This window comes from Leptolyngbya sp. PCC 6406, from assembly GCF_000332095.2.
Classification (GTDB): domain Bacteria; phylum Cyanobacteriota; class Cyanobacteriia; order Phormidesmidales; family Phormidesmidaceae; genus PCC-6406.
In genome coordinates this window covers 1,293,964-1,311,903 of the sequence record NZ_KI913949.1, presented here as the reverse complement: position 1 = coordinate 1,311,903, position 17,940 = coordinate 1,293,964, and the positions used below count along the sequence as shown (strand labels likewise).

At 56.3% G+C, this 17,940-nt stretch carries 16 protein-coding genes; 11 read left to right on the top strand and 5 right to left on the bottom strand.

Annotated features, from left to right (window positions below; all coding sequences use genetic code 11):
* Positions 1-173 precede the first annotated feature (173 nt).
* Positions 174-2,576 (bottom strand): phosphoketolase family protein, encoded by a 2,403-nt coding sequence (locus LEP6406_RS0206080; protein ID WP_008308833.1) that lies wholly within the window; start codon positions 2,574-2,576, stop codon positions 174-176.
* A gap of 449 nt (positions 2,577-3,025) precedes the next feature.
* Here LEP6406_RS0206080 and LEP6406_RS0206075 point away from each other — a divergent pair, with 449 nt between their 5' ends.
* Both LEP6406_RS0206075 and LEP6406_RS0206070 read left to right on the top strand, forming a co-directional pair.
* Positions 3,026-4,243: an AAA family ATPase gene (locus LEP6406_RS0206075; protein ID WP_008308835.1), complete on the top strand. Its 1,218-nt coding sequence runs from the start codon at positions 3,026-3,028 to the stop codon at positions 4,241-4,243.
* Entirely contained in the window at positions 4,237-4,860 is a 624-nt protein-coding gene (locus LEP6406_RS0206070; RefSeq protein ID WP_027268889.1) for a DUF4276 family protein, read from the top strand. Before LEP6406_RS0206075 ends, LEP6406_RS0206070 begins: the two co-directional genes overlap by 7 nt.
* Before the next feature lie 110 nt (positions 4,861-4,970).
* Here LEP6406_RS0206070 and LEP6406_RS0206065 read toward each other — a convergent pair whose 3' ends face one another.
* Positions 4,971-5,600: a nucleotidyl transferase AbiEii/AbiGii toxin family protein gene (locus LEP6406_RS0206065; protein WP_008308838.1), complete on the bottom strand. Its 630-nt coding sequence runs from the start codon at positions 5,598-5,600 to the stop codon at positions 4,971-4,973.
* A 510-nt stretch (positions 5,601-6,110) separates the two neighbouring features.
* Here LEP6406_RS0206065 and LEP6406_RS31970 point away from each other — a divergent pair.
* A protein-coding gene (locus LEP6406_RS31970; RefSeq protein ID WP_155834640.1) for an IS630 family transposase occupies positions 6,111-7,270 on the top strand; the annotation gives its coding sequence in 2 pieces (ribosomal slippage) (positions 6,111-6,561 and positions 6,561-7,270; 1,161 coding nt in all).
* Positions 7,271-7,628: 358 nt separating this feature from the next.
* Here the strand turns inward: LEP6406_RS31970 and psbN are convergent.
* On the bottom strand, positions 7,629-7,760 hold the full coding sequence (gene psbN / locus LEP6406_RS30945) for a photosystem II reaction center protein PsbN (RefSeq protein ID WP_008311394.1): 132 nt from the start codon (positions 7,758-7,760) through the stop codon (positions 7,629-7,631).
* 74 nt (positions 7,761-7,834) lie between these two features.
* Here psbN and psbH point away from each other — a divergent pair, with 74 nt between their 5' ends.
* The 7 genes from psbH (at position 7,835) to LEP6406_RS0206015 (ending at position 14,841) form a co-directional block, all read left to right on the top strand.
* Complete coding sequence (gene psbH / locus LEP6406_RS0206045; RefSeq protein ID WP_008311396.1) at positions 7,835-8,038, top strand: photosystem II reaction center phosphoprotein PsbH; 204 nt, start codon at positions 7,835-7,837, stop codon at positions 8,036-8,038.
* A gap of 446 nt (positions 8,039-8,484) precedes the next feature.
* Positions 8,485-8,877, top strand: a complete 393-nt coding sequence (locus LEP6406_RS31965; RefSeq protein ID WP_008311399.1) for a TatA/E family twin arginine-targeting protein translocase — start codon at positions 8,485-8,487, stop codon at positions 8,875-8,877.
* A gap of 518 nt (positions 8,878-9,395) precedes the next feature.
* Positions 9,396-10,331: a LysR family transcriptional regulator gene (locus LEP6406_RS0206035; protein ID WP_008311401.1), complete on the top strand. Its 936-nt coding sequence runs from the start codon at positions 9,396-9,398 to the stop codon at positions 10,329-10,331.
* A gap of 12 nt (positions 10,332-10,343) precedes the next feature.
* Complete coding sequence (locus LEP6406_RS0206030; RefSeq protein ID WP_008311402.1) at positions 10,344-11,414, top strand: anthranilate phosphoribosyltransferase family protein; 1,071 nt, start codon at positions 10,344-10,346, stop codon at positions 11,412-11,414.
* A gap of 485 nt (positions 11,415-11,899) precedes the next feature.
* Positions 11,900-13,291, top strand: a complete 1,392-nt coding sequence (locus LEP6406_RS0206025; RefSeq protein WP_008311403.1) for an NAD-dependent malic enzyme — start codon at positions 11,900-11,902, stop codon at positions 13,289-13,291.
* Between the two features lie 414 nt (positions 13,292-13,705).
* Entirely contained in the window at positions 13,706-14,188 is a 483-nt protein-coding gene (locus tag LEP6406_RS0206020) for a flavin reductase family protein (protein WP_008311404.1), read from the top strand.
* Between the two features lie 11 nt (positions 14,189-14,199).
* Positions 14,200-14,841: a hypothetical protein gene (locus LEP6406_RS0206015; protein WP_008311405.1), complete on the top strand. Its 642-nt coding sequence runs from the start codon at positions 14,200-14,202 to the stop codon at positions 14,839-14,841.
* Here LEP6406_RS0206015 and LEP6406_RS0206010 read toward each other — a convergent pair whose 3' ends face one another.
* Positions 14,842-16,362, bottom strand: coding sequence for a UDP-N-acetylmuramoyl-L-alanyl-D-glutamate--2,6-diaminopimelate ligase (locus LEP6406_RS0206010; protein ID WP_008311406.1), 1,521 nt, complete (start codon positions 16,360-16,362; stop codon positions 14,842-14,844).
* A 31-nt stretch (positions 16,363-16,393) separates the two neighbouring features.
* The gene (locus tag LEP6406_RS0206005) at positions 16,394-16,678 is read right to left on the bottom strand and encodes a glutaredoxin family protein (RefSeq protein WP_008311407.1); all 285 of its coding nucleotides are present in this window, start codon (positions 16,676-16,678) and stop codon (positions 16,394-16,396) included.
* Between the two features lie 273 nt (positions 16,679-16,951).
* Between LEP6406_RS0206005 and cysH the strand changes: the two genes are divergently transcribed.
* Positions 16,952-17,671 (top strand): phosphoadenosine phosphosulfate reductase, encoded by a 720-nt coding sequence (gene cysH, locus LEP6406_RS0206000; protein WP_155834639.1) that lies wholly within the window; start codon positions 16,952-16,954, stop codon positions 17,669-17,671.
* Positions 17,672-17,940: the final 269 nt, after the last annotated feature.

Here is a 17,940-nt window from a genome sequence, read left to right as displayed (position 1 = left end):
TCAACCGTTAGTGGAGAGGGAGGACTGTAGGAGGACAAGGAGCTTCTCAGAATAGTTAACTCTTTGTAACATACCACAGGCCGATGGGGGAGGGGGGGATAGGTTGGGTTGCCCTCCGGCGACCCAACCTATCTCTGGACTTCATCAATAGGGCCACTAACTAAGCGTTGGGATTAGTAAGGCCACTTCCAATGCACCAGTTCATCAGCATCCTTGCCATGTTCAAAGGCATAGCTGATGCAGTCGATGATGTGGTTTTTCATCCGTTCCTTGACGTAGGCCGCCGCTGACCCCAGTTTGGGCACCCGATCGATCACATCAATGACCAGGTTGAAGCGGTCAATCTGGTTGTGAATGGCCAGCTCCAAGGGGGTGTTGATATTCCCTTCCTCCTTATAGCCCCGGACGTGGATCCGGTGCTGGTTGGTGCGGCGATAGGTGAACTTGTGGATCAGGAAGGGGTAGCCGTGGAAGTTGAAGATCACCGGCTTGTCTGGGGTAAACAGGGTGTCGAAGTCGCGATCGCTCAACCCATGGGGGTGCTCCCGTTCTGGCATCAGCTTGAACAGATCCACCACGTTAATAAACCGCACCTTCAGGTCAGGAAACTCTTTCCGCAGGATGGCCGTCGCCGCCAGGGACTCCATGGTGGGGATGTCCCCCGCACAGGCCATGACCACATCCGGCACATCCGGCTCGGTGCCACAGTCGTCATTACTGGCCCATTCCCAGATACCGATGCCCTTGGTGCAGTGCTTCACCGCTTCATCGATGGGTAGGTACTGCAAATGCTTTTGCTTATCCGCCACAATCACATTCACATAGTCCTTGCTGCGGAGGCAATGGTTTGTCACCGACAGCAGGCAGTTGGCATCCGGCGGCAGATACACCCGCACCACATCGGGGCTCTTGTTGGTGACTAAATCGATGTAGCCCGGATCCTGGTGACTAAAGCCGTTGTGATCCTGCCGCCACACCACGGAAGATAACAGGATGTTCAACGACGACACCGACATCCGCCAGGGGGCATGTTTCTTGGAAATATCCAGCCACTTGGCGTGCTGGTTAAACATGGAATCCACCACATGGGCAAAGGCCTCGTAGGTGTGGAAGAGTCCATGGCGACCGGAGAGGAGATAGCCCTCTAACCAACCCTGGAGGGTATGCTCACTGAGCATTTCCATCACCCGACCATCGGGGGAGAGTTCGCCGCCGTCCAGATCCTCTGGATAGAAATCCGCCATCCAGGCTTTTTTCGTCACTTCATAGAGGGCCGACAGGCGATTGGAGGCGGTTTCATCGGGGCCAAAGACTCGGAAACTGGTCATGTTCTGGGCCATCACATCCCGCAGAAACAGCCCCATGATGCCGGTGTTTTCCACCTCCACCTTGCCGTAGCCGTCCATTTGCACCGCGTAGTCCCGGAAATCCGGTAGCCGCAGCCGATGGCGCAACATGCCCCCGTTGGTGTGGGGATTAGCACTCATGCGGCGGTGGCCCGTGGGGGCCAGTTCTTTCAACTCTGGAACCAAAGTCCCATTGTCATCAAACAGTTCCTCTGGGCGGTAACCCTTCATCCACACTTCCAAGGCCCGCAAGTGGTCGGGATTGCTGTGCATTCCCCCCATGGGTACCTGGTGGGCGCGCCAGAAGCCTTCCACCTTATGGCCGTCTACCTCCTGGGGGCCAGTCCAGCCCTTGGGGGTGCGGAGGATGATCATGGGCCAGCGGGGGCGTTCGGCGTGGCCGCTGTTGCGGGCTTCCTGCTGGGCGGAGCGAATTTGGTGGAGACAGGTTTCCATGACTCCGGCCATTTTTTGGTGCATTTCCGCTGGGTCGCTGCCCTCCACCACGTAGGGGGTGTAGCCATAGCCCCGGAACAGACTCTCCAGTTCTTCTCGCGAAATCCGGGCCAGGATCGTGGGGTTGGCGATTTTGTAGCCGTTCAAGTTCAGCACCGGCAGCACTGCCCCATCCCGGATCGGATTGAGGAATTTGTTGGAATGCCATGCGGTGGCCAAGGGGCCAGTTTCTGCCTCCCCGTCGCCGACGACACAGGTGACGATCAGGTCGGGATTATCGAAAGCTGCCCCAAAGGCGTGGGAGAGGCTGTAGCCCAGTTCTCCCCCTTCGTGGATGGAACCGGGGGTTTCGGGGGTGACGTGGCTACCAATGTGACCGGGGAAGGAGAACTGCTTGAAAAACTTCTGCATCCCTTCCGCATCTTCGCTTTTGTCGGGATAAATCTCGCTGTAGGTACTTTCTAGGTATACCGGGCCGAGAACCCCCGGCGCGCCGTGCCCTGGCCCCGCCATGAAGATCATGTCGAGGTCGTACTTTTTGATCAGGCGGTTGCAGTGGATGTAGGTGAAGCTGAGGGCGGGGGATGCGCCCCAGTGACCCAGCAGGCGGTGCTTGACCTGCTCTGATTTCAACGGCTCCCGCAGTAGGGGGTTATCCCGCAGGTAAATCATGCCCACAGCTAGGTAGTTACAGGCCCGCCAGTAGGCATCAATTTTCCGTAACTCATCATCGGTGAGGGGGCAGTTACTTTGGGTGGAGCTAGATAAAACCATACAAGCTTCTCTCCGCAAGGGGTGTACAACTGGAGTCTTCTCTATGGATCCTAGGAATGCTGCGCTACAGGGCTTTGATGGTCGCTGCCTGAGCCCGTCTCTGGGGGCCTGTTTTGGGGACGACCCATGAACTTTGCTCCTGCACGAAGCGTTAAGCGATCGCCTAGAGTGTACCGACGGGATCACGTCTCCCTAGGGAAACCCAAAGGCATCTTTAGATTTGGTGGAAGAATTTACTGGGGCGCATCACCAAACAGGGCGCGATCGCCCCAACCCGTCCCCTCCGTAAAGACAGGGTATACATGGCTATCAGGGTATCTCATCCGGCCAGCATCCACGCCGGTGGGCAAGGGGTTTGTGGTCGGATGTCACGTTAGGGCTGGCTGTTGAGGGGAACCCAGCTCACTTCCTCCGTTAAGATTCGAGTCAGCGTTATTTGAGTAACACCCGTGGACGGTCATCGCTTTATCAATCAGCTCAAACTCAAGAATTTCCTCTCCTATGGCAGTGAGGGGATAACGATTGACCTAGAACCGCTGAATGTCATCATCGGTCCGAATGCATCGGGTAAGTCCAATTTGCTGGAAGCATTGGGGCTTTTTAAGGCGTTACCAAATGATTTGAGTGTGCCAATCCGACAAGGGGGTGGCGTTGAAGAATGGCTGTGGAAGGGTGGGGCAGCGACACCGACAGCAGAACTTGAAGTTGTTGCCAACTATCCTGATGGGGTGATGCCCTTGCGATATAAGTTGCAGTTCACGATGGCGGGGCAGCGGATGGAGATCACCGATGAAGCTGTTGAAAACGAGTATCCGATTAATCACCACCAACAGGATGTTTATTTCTTCTATCGCTATCTACAGGGACGGCCAGTTCTCAATGTCAGGAACCAGCTTGAGGAAAAACCTGGAACGGATGTTGGGCGAAATCAACGTCGTCTCCGCCGAGAAGATTTAAAGCCGGATCAGTCAGTAATCTCTCAGCGGAAGGATCCTGACCAGTATCCAGAGCTAACGTATTTGGGTAGTCAGTTTTCGGAAATTCAGCTCTATCGAGAATGGAATTTGGGCCGCTATACGGCTCCGAGAATGCCCCAAAAAACAGACTTGCCGGGAGGCTTTTTGCTGGAGGATGCCAGCAACCTAGGCTTGGTAATCAACAACTTGCAACATGTGCTGGGAAGTCAGGTTCTGGTGGATCAGCTCAAGGTTTTTTACGAAGATGTAGAGGAAATTCCTACTCGAATTCTAGGCGGGACGGTGCAGCTCTTTTTGCGGGAGCGGGGACTGCGGCAACCGATACCAGCAACACGGCTGTCGGATGGGACGTTGCGATACCTGTGCCTGCTGACAATTTTGTGCCACCCCAGTCCACCGCCGCTGGTGTGCATCGAAGAACCAGAACTGGGGCTGCATCCCGACATTCTGCCGACAGTGGCGAAGCTATTGATTTCGGCATCGCAGAAGACTCAACTGATTGTGACAACGCACTCAGAAACGCTGATATCGGAATTGAGCGAGATACCAGAATCTGTCATGGTCTGTGAGCGGGGACCGGATGGGACACAGCTTCAACGGTTAGAGCCGGACCGCATGAGTGCATGGCTCGAAAACTATCGTCTGGGCGAACTCTGGAGTATGGGTGAACTGGGGGGCGTTCGGTGGTAGCTGAAATCCGGATTTATATAGAGGGAGGAGGTAGCGACAAAAGCACCAAGGTCAAGATGCGTCAAGGCATGGATGCGCTTTTATCCCACCTAAAGACAAAGGCAAGGAATCAGAAAATCCGTTTCAGGGTGATTGTTTGCGGGGCAAGAAATGATGCTTACGGAGACTTTACAATTGCTTGCAAACAAAATCCTAATGCGTTAAATATTTTGCTGGTGGATGCAGAAGACCCCGTTTCAAAGACACCGATTGAGCATTTGCACCAAAGAGATCCTTGGGATTTATCTAATGCTGAAGAAAACCAGGTTTATTTGATGACACCAACGATGGAAGCGTGGTTAGTGACTGACCCAGATGCGTTGGCAGCTTATTACGGCCAAGGATTTAATCGTAACTCAATTCCTCGCCGTAACAACATTGAGGAAACAACGAAAAGTGAAATTGAAAGTTCACTCAACAACGCTACTAGAAACACACAGAAAGGAATCTATCGAAAAATCGCTCATGGAACAGAACTTTTGGGCAAGATTGATCCTGAAAAGTTGAAGGAAAGGGCTCCTGAATTTAAGCGCCTTTGGGAAACGTTAGCAGCAAAGCTGGATGAATTAAGACGATGACAGATCAAATTGCTCCTACAAGCCGAGCTTCCCGAGTCTAGGCGGAAGAGCTGTCCCCGGAGTCTCCGAGCCAGAGGCTGGGAGCCAGGGCAAATGGAAAAGGAAGAAATTCAAAAATCCTCGTCTTCGTCGATGGGTTGCAGGTCTTGCTGCACCCAGTCTCGCCAAACGCCTAACACTTCGGCACTGGCTCCTGCCTGCACCAGGGCAGTGGTGACAGGCCCAGGATCTTGCTTGAGGTGGGGGAAGGTGAGTAACAACATGGCGATATCGCGCCAATCGGTCCCGGCTTTGGGTTTGCCCCGCCGTTGGTGGAAGGCGATCACTTTTTGAGCGATCAGATCCGTCGGGGCCAAGATGCGCACTTGCTCAATTTGCTCGTAGGCAGGCAGTTGATCAATGGCGCGAATATCAACCAGATGGCGGTTTCCAGTTTTCTGGAGTTGATACACCCGGTACCCCAGCCCTGCTTTCACTTCTCGCACCCGCACCGCAATCTGAAACCGCTGGGACAACATGTGACGAATGGCTTCGGCCAGTTCGGCGGCATTGAGGGCCATGAGGTCAATATCTTGGGTCATGCGGGGTTCGCTGACCCAGGCGTTGACGGCTTGTGCGCCAAAAACAACTACATCGTCTCGGTTTTGCAAAAACTCAAATACGGCTGCTTGCACTGTGGCCAGCGGCAGGGATTCTCCCATGGCAAATTCCTGAAAGGTCAGCACACCTGCGTTCAGCATGGGGGCTCTTGGCAAAAGGGCTCTCTACCCAAGGATAAAGCGGGATGACAAAAGCGGGATGACAAAAGCGGGATGACGAAGGTGCCTGATCTCACCCCTGTAGACCGAGCTGTTGTTTCAGTGGGCGTGGGCTGGGTCTCACTTCGTTTGACCCAGCATCGGGACAGGTTTGCTGGGTCGGCGTGCCTTGACCCAGCCGACAAATTCTGCCCAGGATCGTGGATTTAATAAAACTGAATTCTTGCGTAGGATGTGTATAGCCTGCGGCATGGCTGCGCTAAAGCGACAGCGTAACGCATCGACTTCAAGGGTCGTGATGCGTTACGGCTACCGCCTAACACATCCTACTGGTACAACACAGCTAAAATAGTGCATTACTTAGGGTGGGCTTTGCCCACTAACAAGGAATTCGCTGGAATTTCTAAAGCACAGTTTTAGCTATGTCGTACCAGTAGTGGATCGACACAGCTAAAATAGTGCAATAAGAAGTGTCGATGCAGGAGTTTTACAATGGGGCGCGGGAAAAAAGATGAAAATAAAATTTGTTTAAGTGCTGAGCAACGCCACCGATTGGAAGACATCAGTCGCAATGGTCACGCCCCTGCCAAGAAAATCCTCCATGCCCAAGTTCTACTGATGGCGGACGAGGGAGAGTGGGCAACCAGACACTGGACGGATGAGGAGATTGCAGCAGCACTCAATCTGCACCGCAACACGGTGGGACGGATTCGCTACCGCTTCTTAGCGGACGGGGAACAACCAGCGCTCAACCGACGAGTCCGAGCAACACCGCCAGTTGCCCCGGTGGTGGATGGGCATTTGGAGGCTCAAATCATTGCCCTGTGCTGTTCTGAAGCCCCTGAGGGACGCACCCGCTGGACACTCGAACTGCTCACCCAGCAGTTGAAAGCCCGACAAATTGTGGCGCAGATCTCGCGAGAGACGGTGCGACGGACGTTTAAAAAAACAAGTTACGCCCTTGGAAAGTAGAACGTTTTTGCATCCCAGAACGGGACTTGCCGCGCTTTGTGGCTCAGATGGAAGTGGTTTTAGACCTCTACAGCAGCGAACACACAGCCGATGCACCGTTGGTTTGCATGGACGAGGCGGCTTACCAGTTGCAGTCCGACCTTTATTCGCCCGTTGAGATGGAACCGGGACAGGACACAAAGGAGGGCTACCACTACCAACGCGAGGGCATGCAATCGTTGTTCATGTTTTTCGACCCCAATCGGGGTTGGCGGCGCGTCAGTCAAAGGGACAGTCGCACCAGCATTGACTGGGCCGAGGAAGTGCGTCAGTTGCTGGATGTCGATTACCCCGATGTGCCAGTCGTGAAATTGCTCTCAGATAACCTTAATACGTACAACATTGACTCGCTCTACAAAGCGTTTCCGGCTCTAGAGGCGCATCGACTCGCCAGACGCTTGATCCTCTATCACACACCCCGCAACGGTAGTTGGCTCAACGGGGCTGAAACCGAGCTGAGCGTCTTGTCCCGGCAGTGCTTAGACCGCCGCATCGCCTCACCAGCAGAACTCAAGAACGAACTCGAAGCTTGGCAGCAAGAACGCAACCAAAGTGCGGCCAAAGTGATTTGGAAATTCACAACTGATGATGCCAGAGTGAAATTGAAGCATCTTTACCCGGTGTTTGAGGCAGCGACATAGTCGACAATCTATTGCACTACTTTAGCTGTGTCGTACCACTACTGGATAGCTAGTTCCGTAGGGTTTTCAACTCGGATTGATGCGTTACGCTGCCGCTTTAGCGCAGCCATGCCGCAGGCTGTACACAGCCTACTGGATAGCTAGTGCTGGGTGGCGGAAATACCCTGGCCGTTCTATCGTGGCCCACTCGGCCCCTCTCCCTAGCCCTCTCCCAGGGGGCTAGGGGACCGGACAATGTTGAACTGGCGCGACAGAATAGCAAGCTTATTTCGGCCTGGGTGTACTAGTGGGTCATTTGCCATTAACTTGCTGACTCAAGCCACTGCTACCACAAGTTTCAGGAGCGTTCAGGGGGGGTCTAATCCTCATGCTCGTCGAAGGGGTCCGTCAGTTGCTTGGCAGGGGGACCAAAGGCGGTGTACACCGCGTAGGCGGTGAAGGCGACAATGATGGCACCGACGGAAATAATAAGAACTGTTGCAGGTTCCATGGCGAGATCTCGTTATGTCATTGTCTTCATCCTATGATATTACGGAATATTAAAGTGCGTAACACGGGTGACCCATGGCACAAAAGACTTGGCTGGGCGATGTTTTGAAGCCCCTTAACTCTGAATACGGTAAGGTTTCTCCGGGTTGGGGCACCACCCCGTTGATGGGCGTCTTTATGGGGTTGTTTTTGGTGTTCCTCCTGATCATCCTTCAGCTCTACAACTCCTCGCTACTGCTGGAGAACATTGATGTGGACTGGAGAAGCCTGGGCCTCTAGCCTTGGCGGCACCAAGCTCTAAATTCTCTGATCGGGCAGGGTAGAGACAACCTCTCTACCCTGCCTTTTTACTGTTCACCTATAGCGATTCTGCATGAGCTTTGAATAAGCCCCGTAGCGACGGGGGGCAGAAATCAAATGGGATGGCTATAGTCCCCCTAGATCGGGGCCATGGGCTGGCTTGGACTCGTCTAACTCCTAAAAACATCCCGTTAGCCCCTCACTCCTGCCCCTCTCCCGCAGGACGAGAGGTTCTGAGCATCCAGTTACCCAGTTACCCTGCTTCCATTTTGGGCGTAGGGACTGGGGGAAGAGGGTCAGAGGGTCAGAGGGATGGTTTCTGCCATGGCGCACCCTCAAGACAGGATTTTCCAGTGTCCAGTCCTATTTGTCGGCTATTACAGTAGTGTGAGTAAGGACTGCGATCGCATAGGGGAGACTGTCCCATGAACTTTTTTGGCATTGGCTTGCCCGAGATGGCGCTCATCTTGGTCATCGCGCTGTTGGTATTCGGCCCCAAAAAATTACCGGAAATTGGTAGCAGCCTTGCCAAAGCCCTCAAGAGCTTCCAGAAGGCACAGCAAGACTTTGAGGCGGAGTTTAAGCGGGAAGCGGAAGAACTACAAAAATCCGTGACCGAGCCGATGAAGGCTTCTCTTGAAAAACCCGAGCCGAAGGCGCTGGCAGCCCAAAACCACGACCAAAACGGTGCGGCAGTGGCGGGGGAAACCCCAAAGGTGGCCACCGATCTCGTTGCGACGGAGGTTTTGGCGGAGATGGAGACAGCCTCGGACCCTGGGCCGGAAGATGCTCCCGCTGAAGACCCTCAAACGGCCTAGCACCTCCTCTTCTCCGTCCTCACCGCTCTACCCTGGTTCAGCAGTCCACTGCTATCGGTTCCGGGGCTGGTGAGGCAAGATTCTGGAAAGGGCGAAAAGCCTTCCTTCGAGCAAACTTAAGCTGCAAGGTCTACCGCCTGATTCAGAGATGTCTATAAGCGGTAGCTCCCTAGGAGGCGGACTTTGAATCCGGCCCCGCTTTTCCCGTGGGCTTCGACTCCGCTCAGCCCACGGGAAAAGGGGCTGGGGGATGTAGAGCCTTGTGCTTCCCGAAGGGTGGGAGTAGGACTGCAACGTAGTCAGGCCAGAGCTTTGCGCTTTCGCTGACCATCCACCAGGGAATAAATTGCCCTAGCCCATAGCAGAAGTCCGTTATCCGTTAAAGATGCTGGGATAGTCCTCCCTCAGCACCTTTAGCCCTGCCCTTTAGCAACGGTTGATACGAAGCAAACCCAGGGCATCTGTTTAATTAGTAGCCAAGGATGGCATGGGGTAGATCCCCTAGGTTGATAGTGGGCATGCGCCTAGAGCAGTTAGAAGCATTTTTAGCCGTGATGGAAACGGGCAGCTTTCAAGCCGCTGCCCAGCAGTGTGGAGTTACCCAGTCCACCATCAGCCGCCAGATTCAGGCTCTTGAAGCGGAGTTGGATGTGGTGCTGGTGCACCGTCAGGCCCAGGTGAAATTGACGGTGGCAGGGGAAGCCCTACTGCCCCGTGCCCGTCGCATTTGCCAGGACTGGCGGCAGGCCACGCGGGAAATTGCCGACCTGATGGCAGGCAAGCAACCGGAACTCTGCGTCGCCGCCATCCATTCCGTCTGTTCCCATCTGCTACCGCCAGCCCTGCAACAGTTTCGGCGAGACTACCCAGCGGTGCAACTGCGGGTCACGGCCCTGGGCAGCGATCGCTCCCTCAAGGTACTGCGGGATGGCCTCGTGGACATCGCCATCGTTATGGATAACCCCCGCCTCACCCTTAGCCCTGATATGGCGGTGCAGCCCCTCTACGAAGAACCCGTGGAGGTGCTGATGTCCGTCGATCATCCCCTCAGCCGCTTTCGCCAAGTACCCTGGGCAGAACTGGCGGCCTATCCCCAGGTGGTCTTCAAGGATGGTTATGGGATGCAGCGCTTGGTCCAGGAGCAATTTGACCAGAGTGGCGGTATTCTCCAAGCCGCCTTGGAACTCAACACCCTCGATGCCTTCCGGGGGGTGGTGCGCCAGGGCGATCTGGTGGCGCTGTTGCCCCAGTCGGCCTTAGTGGAGAGTCGTCGAGATCCGGGTTTGGTGGTGCGCCCCACCCAAAACCCGGTGCTCACGCGGCGGGTAGTGCTGGTGACCACGGGGGATCGCCTTGCGATTCCCCCCATTCACCGGTTTAGCCAATTGGTGCAAGCCCAGAGTCGCGATTTTTTGCCTCTGGATGATATTCCTACCCTGCTCTCAGTTCCTTAACCCCCAGCGTCCATGAGTCAGGCTTTCAAAGACTTGTTAAAGAAGGTGGGCAGTGGTAGTCACACCTCGCGCCCCCTTACCCGTGATGAAGCTGCGGATGCGGGCCGGATGATGCTGACCCAAACGGCCACCCCGGCTCAGATTGGTGCGTTTTTGATCGCCCACCGAATCAAGCGCCCTGTGCCAGAGGAACTGGCGGGGTTGCTGGATGCCTACGCCGACCTCGGCCCCATGGTCATGCCCATTGAAACGGAGCAGCCCGTGGCGGTTTTGGGCTGTCCCTACGATGGGCGATCGCGCACTGCCCCCATTACTCCCCTCACCGCCCTCATGCTGGCCGCTGCCGGAGTACCCGTGCTCCTCCATGGGGGCGACCGGATGCCGACGAAGGAAGGGCTTCCCTTTATTGATATTTGGCGGCATTGGCGGTTACCCCTGGATCGCCTGAGTCTGGGGCAAGCCCGCAGTCTGCTCCAGGAAACGGGGTTTGGCTTTATCTATCTCCCGCGCCATTTTCCCCAGGCGGCAGACCTGGTGCCCTACCGCGACCAGATTGGCAAGCGTCCGCCCTTGGCCACGATTGAACTGTTTTGGTGTCCCTACGGTGGCAATGCCCATGTGGTCAGCGGCTTTGTTCATCCCCCTACGGAAGTTTTTGCTCAGGCTACGTTTGCCCTCCAGGGTCGGGAACAGTTCACCACGGTCAAAGGACTGGAGGGCAGTTGTGATCTGCCCCGCAGCCGCACTGCGATCGCGGGTTTGGCCCAAGCCGATGGCACCCTTCAGCGGCTCCTGCTCCATCCCCAAGACTACGGCTTTAGCACTGAAGACGTGCCCCTAGGGGATGAAGCCGAATATTTAGAGTCCCTTTCTGCCGTCGTTCTGGGTAAACCCAGCCCCTTGGTTGAGTCGGTGATTTGGAATGGGGGCTTTTATCTCTGGCGCTTTGGCGTCTGTGACAGCCTAGAAGCTGCCTTTACCCAGGCTGAGAAAATGTTGACCGAGGGAGCCCTGTTTGAAAAACTAGAGCACATTCGCCAGATAGCCACAGGATTGCTAGGAGAGGTACTAAACAATTGCTAGCCATCCCCACCCATAGATAGCCATCCCCACCCATAGAGTGGACGGATAATTCGGCTGTGACGATCTGGCTGTGACAAAATGTGGGTACCAAATCCATCCCAGGGTAAGTCCCGAGGCTTAGCCCTGCCTATTTAGGGACGTGCAATTAACACCCCACCACCAGCCCAATATCGGCTACCCACCCACCGGGCATCCTGCATTGGGCGCGGAAACCGCGCCCCTACCGCCCATCCTGTGCCCTTCTGCATTGGGCGCGGAAACCGCGCCCCTCCCGCCCTTCCACCCACGCCAAAGCCCAATATCGATCACCCAGCAACAAGGGTAACCACCCTACGGCTAGTTGCTCCTCTGGAGCCGCTACGCGAACAGGGCAAGCAAGGGATTGCCCCTACGGGAAATTGAATTCAAAACTCAAAATTCAAAACTCCTACCACCTGTCACATCCTGCATTGGGCGCGGAAACCGCGCCCCTACCCTATCTCCCCATGCGCCACCTCACCCCCAACCCCAGCTACGGCCTTACCCTATGTCTCAAACTCCCCAACCAGGCCGGAATGCTGGCCCAGGTCACCCAAGCGATCGCAGTGGCTAGGGGCAATCTAGAAGATGTGCGACTGCTGGAGCGCACCCGCAAATGGGTGGTGCGAGAACTGACGGTGGACGCCGCCAGCATTGAGCACGCCGAGGAAATTGTGACGGCGGTACGGGACTTGCCGGATATTCAAGTCCTCTCGGTGGCGGATCGTACCTTCCAACTCCATGAGGGGGGCAAGATCCGGGTCGAGAGCAAAATCACTGTGCGGAACCAGGATGACCTGGCCATGGCCTATACCCCCGGTGTGGGGCGAGTGTGCAAGGCGATCGCGGCGGATCCTGATCGGGTCTATGACCTCACCATTAAGCACAACACCGTGGCCATTGTCACCGACGGCAGTGCCGTGCTGGGGTTGGGCAACCTGGGACCAGCAGCAGCCCTGCCGGTGATGGAGGGTAAGGCACTGCTGTTTAAGGAATTTGCGGGCTTAGATGCCTTCCCTATCTGCCTAGACACCCAGGATGTGGAGGAGATTGTGCAGACGGTGAAGCACATTGCCCCTGTCTTTGGCGGTGTCAATCTGGAGGATATTAGCGCCCCCCGCTGTTTTGAAATTGAGGCGCGACTGCGGCGGGAACTGGATATTCCCGTTTTCCATGATGATCAGCACGGGACCGCTATTGTGGTGCTGGCGGCCCTCACCAATGCCCTGAGGTTAGTGGATAAGGCCATGGCGGCAGTGCAGATTGTGATCAATGGGGCCGGAGCGGCGGGGGTTGCGATCGCACATCTGCTGCAAAAGGCGGGGGCGCAGCAGATTCTGCTCTGTGATTCCAAGGGGATCGTAAGTCGCGATCGCACCGACCTAAATCCCCAGAAGCAAGCCTTTGCCGGAGAGCCCTCCGGCACCTTGGCGGACGCTCTCCAGGGAGCAGATGTGTTCCTAGGGGTAAGTGTGCCGGGGGCGGTGACGGTGGAGATGGTCAAGTCCATGGCGTCCCAGCCCATCCTGTTCGCCATGGCCAACCCCATTCCTGAAATTCAGCCGGAACTGGTGACAGACTTGGTTGCAGTGATGGCCACCGGGCGCAGCGACTATCCCAACCAGATCAACAATGTCCTAGCCTTCCCCGGTGTCCTGCGGGGAGCCCTAGACTGCCGCGCCGAGGCCATTACCACCTCCATGTATCTGGAGGCGGCCCATGCGATCGCGTCCCTCGTGGCTGTGAATGAGCTCAACCCCGAACACATCATCCCCTCGGTATTCGATGAGCGGGTGGTGCCTGCCGTCTCCGCCGCTGTGCAGCAGGCTGCGCGGGATGCGGGGGTGGCGAGGGGGTGATGGGGTGTGGGGTGTGGGGGTGATGGGGGTGTGGGGGGTGACAGGTGATAGGTGATAGGAATTTTGAGTTTTGAGTTTTGAATTTTGAATTCAATTTCCCGTAGGGGCAATCCCTTGTGGTTGCCCTTGTTGCTGGGTGACCGATATTGGGCTTTGGCGTGGGTGGATGGGCGGTAGGGGCGCGGTTTCCGCGCCCAATGCAGGAGGGGACAGGGTGATTGGGTGTGGGTGTTGCCGAACCGTAGGGGCGCGGTTTCCGCGCCCAATGCAGGGTGTCGCGAATGGTAGGGGCGCGGTTTCCGCGCCTAATGCAGGGTGTCGAGAATGGTAGGGGCGCGGTTTCTGCGCCCAATGCAGGAGGGGAGAGGGTGGGTGGGTGGTGGATGTGAATTTTGAAATAACTGGAGAATATTCATGCTAGATGAACAGGCTAAGAAAACCCTACTGCGGAAGATCCCCCACGGGCTCTATGTCTGCGGTGTGCGGAATGGGGAGGAGATGAATGGCTTCACCGCGAGTTGGGTGATGCAGGCATCGTTTCAGCCGCCCTTGGTGGTGAACTGCGTTAAAAATGACTCCACCTCCCACGCCATGATCAAGGCCAGCGGTGTCTTTGCCCTCAGTTTTCCAGAGGCAGGGCAAAAATCTCTGGCCCAAAACTTTTTCAAACCCCTGCGCCGGGTGGGAAATAAGTTTGAAGACATCGAGTTCTACGAGGCTCCGGAAACGGGTTGTCCGGTGATCAAGGACACCCTGGGCTATGTGGAGTGCCGGGTGGTTGGCGCTGTGGAGCACGGCGACCATACGGTTTTTGTGGGTGAAGTGGTGGGGGCGGCGATTCACCGCGAGGGTGATCCCCTGCTGCTGGAGAGCACTGGCTGGAATTACGGGGGCTAACCGTGAGGCAGATGGAGCGCTGGTTGTTGCCTGGGGTTTTTGCCCTAGTGGGTGTCCCCTTTCTCGGTGCTGGGATGGGCTTGAGTTTCTGGTCTACCCGATCCCTCTCTACGGCTGCTGAGATGGCGGCGACACCAATGGCTAGGGCCAGTAGCTTTCAGGAAGCGGGGACTCGGGTGTGGCTAGAGGGGGATATTAGCGATCGCACCCCCCCCGGTGAAGAGCTTCCCTTTGTGGCCTACCGTCGCTATCGACGGGTGACCCGTGACGGCGAAACCACATGGGAGTTGCGAGAACGGCATTCGCCGCCCCTGTGGGTCAAGGGGGTGGATCTAGAGGTGGAAGTCACCTCTGGCTACACCATTGGCAGGACGATCCACAGCGAACGGGATGGTGCCGATCTCTATGAAGGGCTGCGGGTTCGAGATCCGGTCTTTGTGATTGGGGAGGTGGTCGCCCCTTCCACACCGCCCAAGCTCCAATCTGCCACAGTGGCCTTTGGCACCTATGAAACCTATATCGCCGATCTGAATCAAGGTGTCATTGTGCTGCGGTGGATGGCGCGGGGGTTTATGGGCTTGGGCGGAGGGCTGGTGCTGGGTGCGATTTACACTGGTTTTTCTACTTGGCGACGCTATCGACAGCAGCGGTAATCACCTAACAGCCCGCTGTTCTAGGGCGGCGCGGGCCTGTTCGCGATCGTCAAAGTGAATCTTCTCTGTACCCAGAATTTGATAATCCTCGTGGCCCTTGCCTGCAATGAGAACACTATCCCCCGGCTGAGCTTGCAGAATGGCTTGACGAATAGCGTCAGCGCGATCGCAGATCACCTGCTCTGGCGGCAGTTCCGTTGCAATGCCTGCCAAGATATCCGCCAGGATCCGCTCTGGGTCTTCAGTCCGGGGATTATCAGAGGTAACCACCACCTGGTCCGCCAACTCATAGGCAATGCGACCCATCTGGGGCCGCTTGGTGCGATCGCGATCGCCGCCACAGCCAAACACACAGATCAACCGACCCTTAACAAAGGGTCGCGCCGCCTTCAAGGCATTCTGAAGACTGTCCGGCGTGTGGGCATAGTCCACAATCACGCTGATATCCTGCTCCCCAATACCCACTACCTGCTCCATGCGGCCAGGCACCCCAGAAAATCCTGCCAGTGCCACCGCTACGGCGTCTAGAGCCACCCCCAAATGCAGAGCCGCCCCCACCGCCGCCAGCATATTCGCCAAGTTAAACTGCCCCACCAGCGGCAGCGTGAAGGGAATACTCCCCACTGGGGTATGGAGGGTACCCTGGACCCCCTCTGCCCCGTAGGTCAAGTCCTGGGTATAGAGATCCACCCTAGGGTCAGAGACACTATAGACCCACCGGCGATCACTGGGCAGGGTATCCAGCAGTCGCCTACCGTAGGGATCGTCCCCATTCACAATGGCCCGTCCCACCAGGTAGTCAGAACTAAACAACAGGGCCTTAGCCGCAAAATAATCCTCCATATCCCGGTGGTAGTCCAGGTGATCCTGGGTCAGGTTCGTAAACACCGCCACCTCAAAGGGGCAGCCCCAGGGACGACGCTGGGCCAAGGCATGGGAACTGATCTCCATCACGGCAGTAGTGCAGCCCGCCTGGAGTGCCACCTTCAGATCACTTTGGAGATCTACCGCAAAGGGGGTGGTGTGGAGGGCGGTAGCTTGGTGCCCCGGCCAGCGGCTATAGAGGGTGCCTAGCAATGCCGTGGCACCCTTGCGCTGAAGGAGGGCTTCAATCAGGTGAGTCGTTGTGGTTTTGCCATTAGTGCCCGTTACCCCCACTAGCTTCATCTGGCGAGCCGGGTAGCCATAGAAAGCCGCCGCCGCCGCCGCACAAGCAATAGCCATATCCGTCATCGGAATCACAAAGGCGCGGGACTGGGCCGACTGGGGCGGATGGGACTGGAAAGCACCGGGGGAAATCAAAGCCGCGATCGCGCCCGCCTCTACCGCACTGGGCCAAAACTCGCCCCCATCCACCCGCGTCCCCGGCATCCCAATGAATAGATCCCCCGGTTGGCAGGCATGGGAGTTGGTACAAATCCCCTCCACCGATTGTCCTAACGCCGGATGACCTGCCGCAAAGGTGTCCTCCATGGCCATTAGACTACTCGGCAGCTTCGCCAGTAATTCTCGCAGCTTCACGTCAGCAACTCCTCACATCTCGGGGCTTAGGCTATTGTGCCGTATCTGCGTCCAGGTATTTCTGTATCAACCGCTCCACCTGAGCTACAGGAGCCCGAGGCGATAACCGGGGTAGGGGCTCCTCCCGACTGTCCGCCGCCGTTATAATTCGACGGCACAGCACCGGAATCTCATACTGATAGGCGGCAAACCAATCGGGCCTAGAGGTAATATCCCGCACCTCCAGGGTGAAATCCAAATGTCCCAGCGCCGCCAACTTCTCCGCCAGCCCTTCGCAGAGGTGGCACCCCGGTTTGCTATACAGCACCAGTTCCATCGCGGTGAATTTTGAACACTACGTTGGAAATTGTAGCCCCATCCCCACCCTCACCCCTTTTCTGAATTGGGCACGAAAACCTCGCCCCTACGGCGACATCCTGCATTGGGCGCGGTTTCCGCGCCCCTACCCCAATACCCATTTTCCGCTCACAAGGAATATAATCCCCACTATCCCGACCGATTTATGTGTGATTCCTGGTTAAGATAGGGTGTATAACTAAACTTGGCGCTGCCGCAGACGCTTAAAGGCAAAGACATTATGGTTCAGTGCATGATCTCTTCTCCTCGGTCTCTCACGGGTGACTTTGACTTAGAGACCCTTAACCAGCGATTTGAAACCGCTACTCCTCAGCACATCCTGAGCTGGGCCATCAACAATATTCCTGAAGGTCTTGTGCAAACCAGTGCCTTCAGCCTATTGGTGATTACCGATATGCTCTACCGAGAGCTAAAGCCCAACCCTCCTATTCCCGTACTGTTTCTCGATACGCTGCACCATTTTCGTGAAACCTTGGAAACGGTCGATCGGGCCAAATCTCGCTACAACCTAGATCTACGGGTCTATCGAGCCAAGGGGGTCAGCAGTCGTGAAACCTTTGCTGCCCGCTACGGGGAAGCCCTATGGGAACAAGATATTGCCCAGTTCCACTATCTTACTAAGGTGGAACCTCTCCAGCGGGCTCTAGAGGAAATCGGGGTCACCGCCTGGATCACTGGGCGTCGCCGGGAACAGGCTTCTACCCGTGAGCAGATGCCGATTCTGGAACGGGATGGGGATGGGCGGCTCAAGATTAATCCCCTGGCCAACTGGAGCCGGAATGACGTGTGGAGCTATACCCTCAAGCACCACGTTCCCTATAACCCCCTCCATGATCAGGGCTATGCCAGCATTGGTGACGAACCCCTCACTACTCGGGTCAATCCCGGCGAACATGAGCGGGCGGGGCGCTGGCGGGGCAGCGGCAAAACCGAGTGCGGCATCCACATTTAGAGCCCACCCGGCAAAACCCTCAAAGGCTGTTTGAGACGTATCCAATGTCATGCTGTTCGCGAAGCGACTTCTCAGAAACTTCCCTCCGTGACCTGAGTTCGACAAGGAGTAGGGGGCTAAAAAACGTCAATGCGGTATCAGCGCTGTCACCCCGCCGGGAATTTTGAATTCCCGGCTAACAGGCTCTAGTCCATTTTTAATGGCTATTAAAAATGGACTGGGAGCTGGGCTGGGGATAGGGGGGCGAGTCCGTTTTAACGGACTTCTGC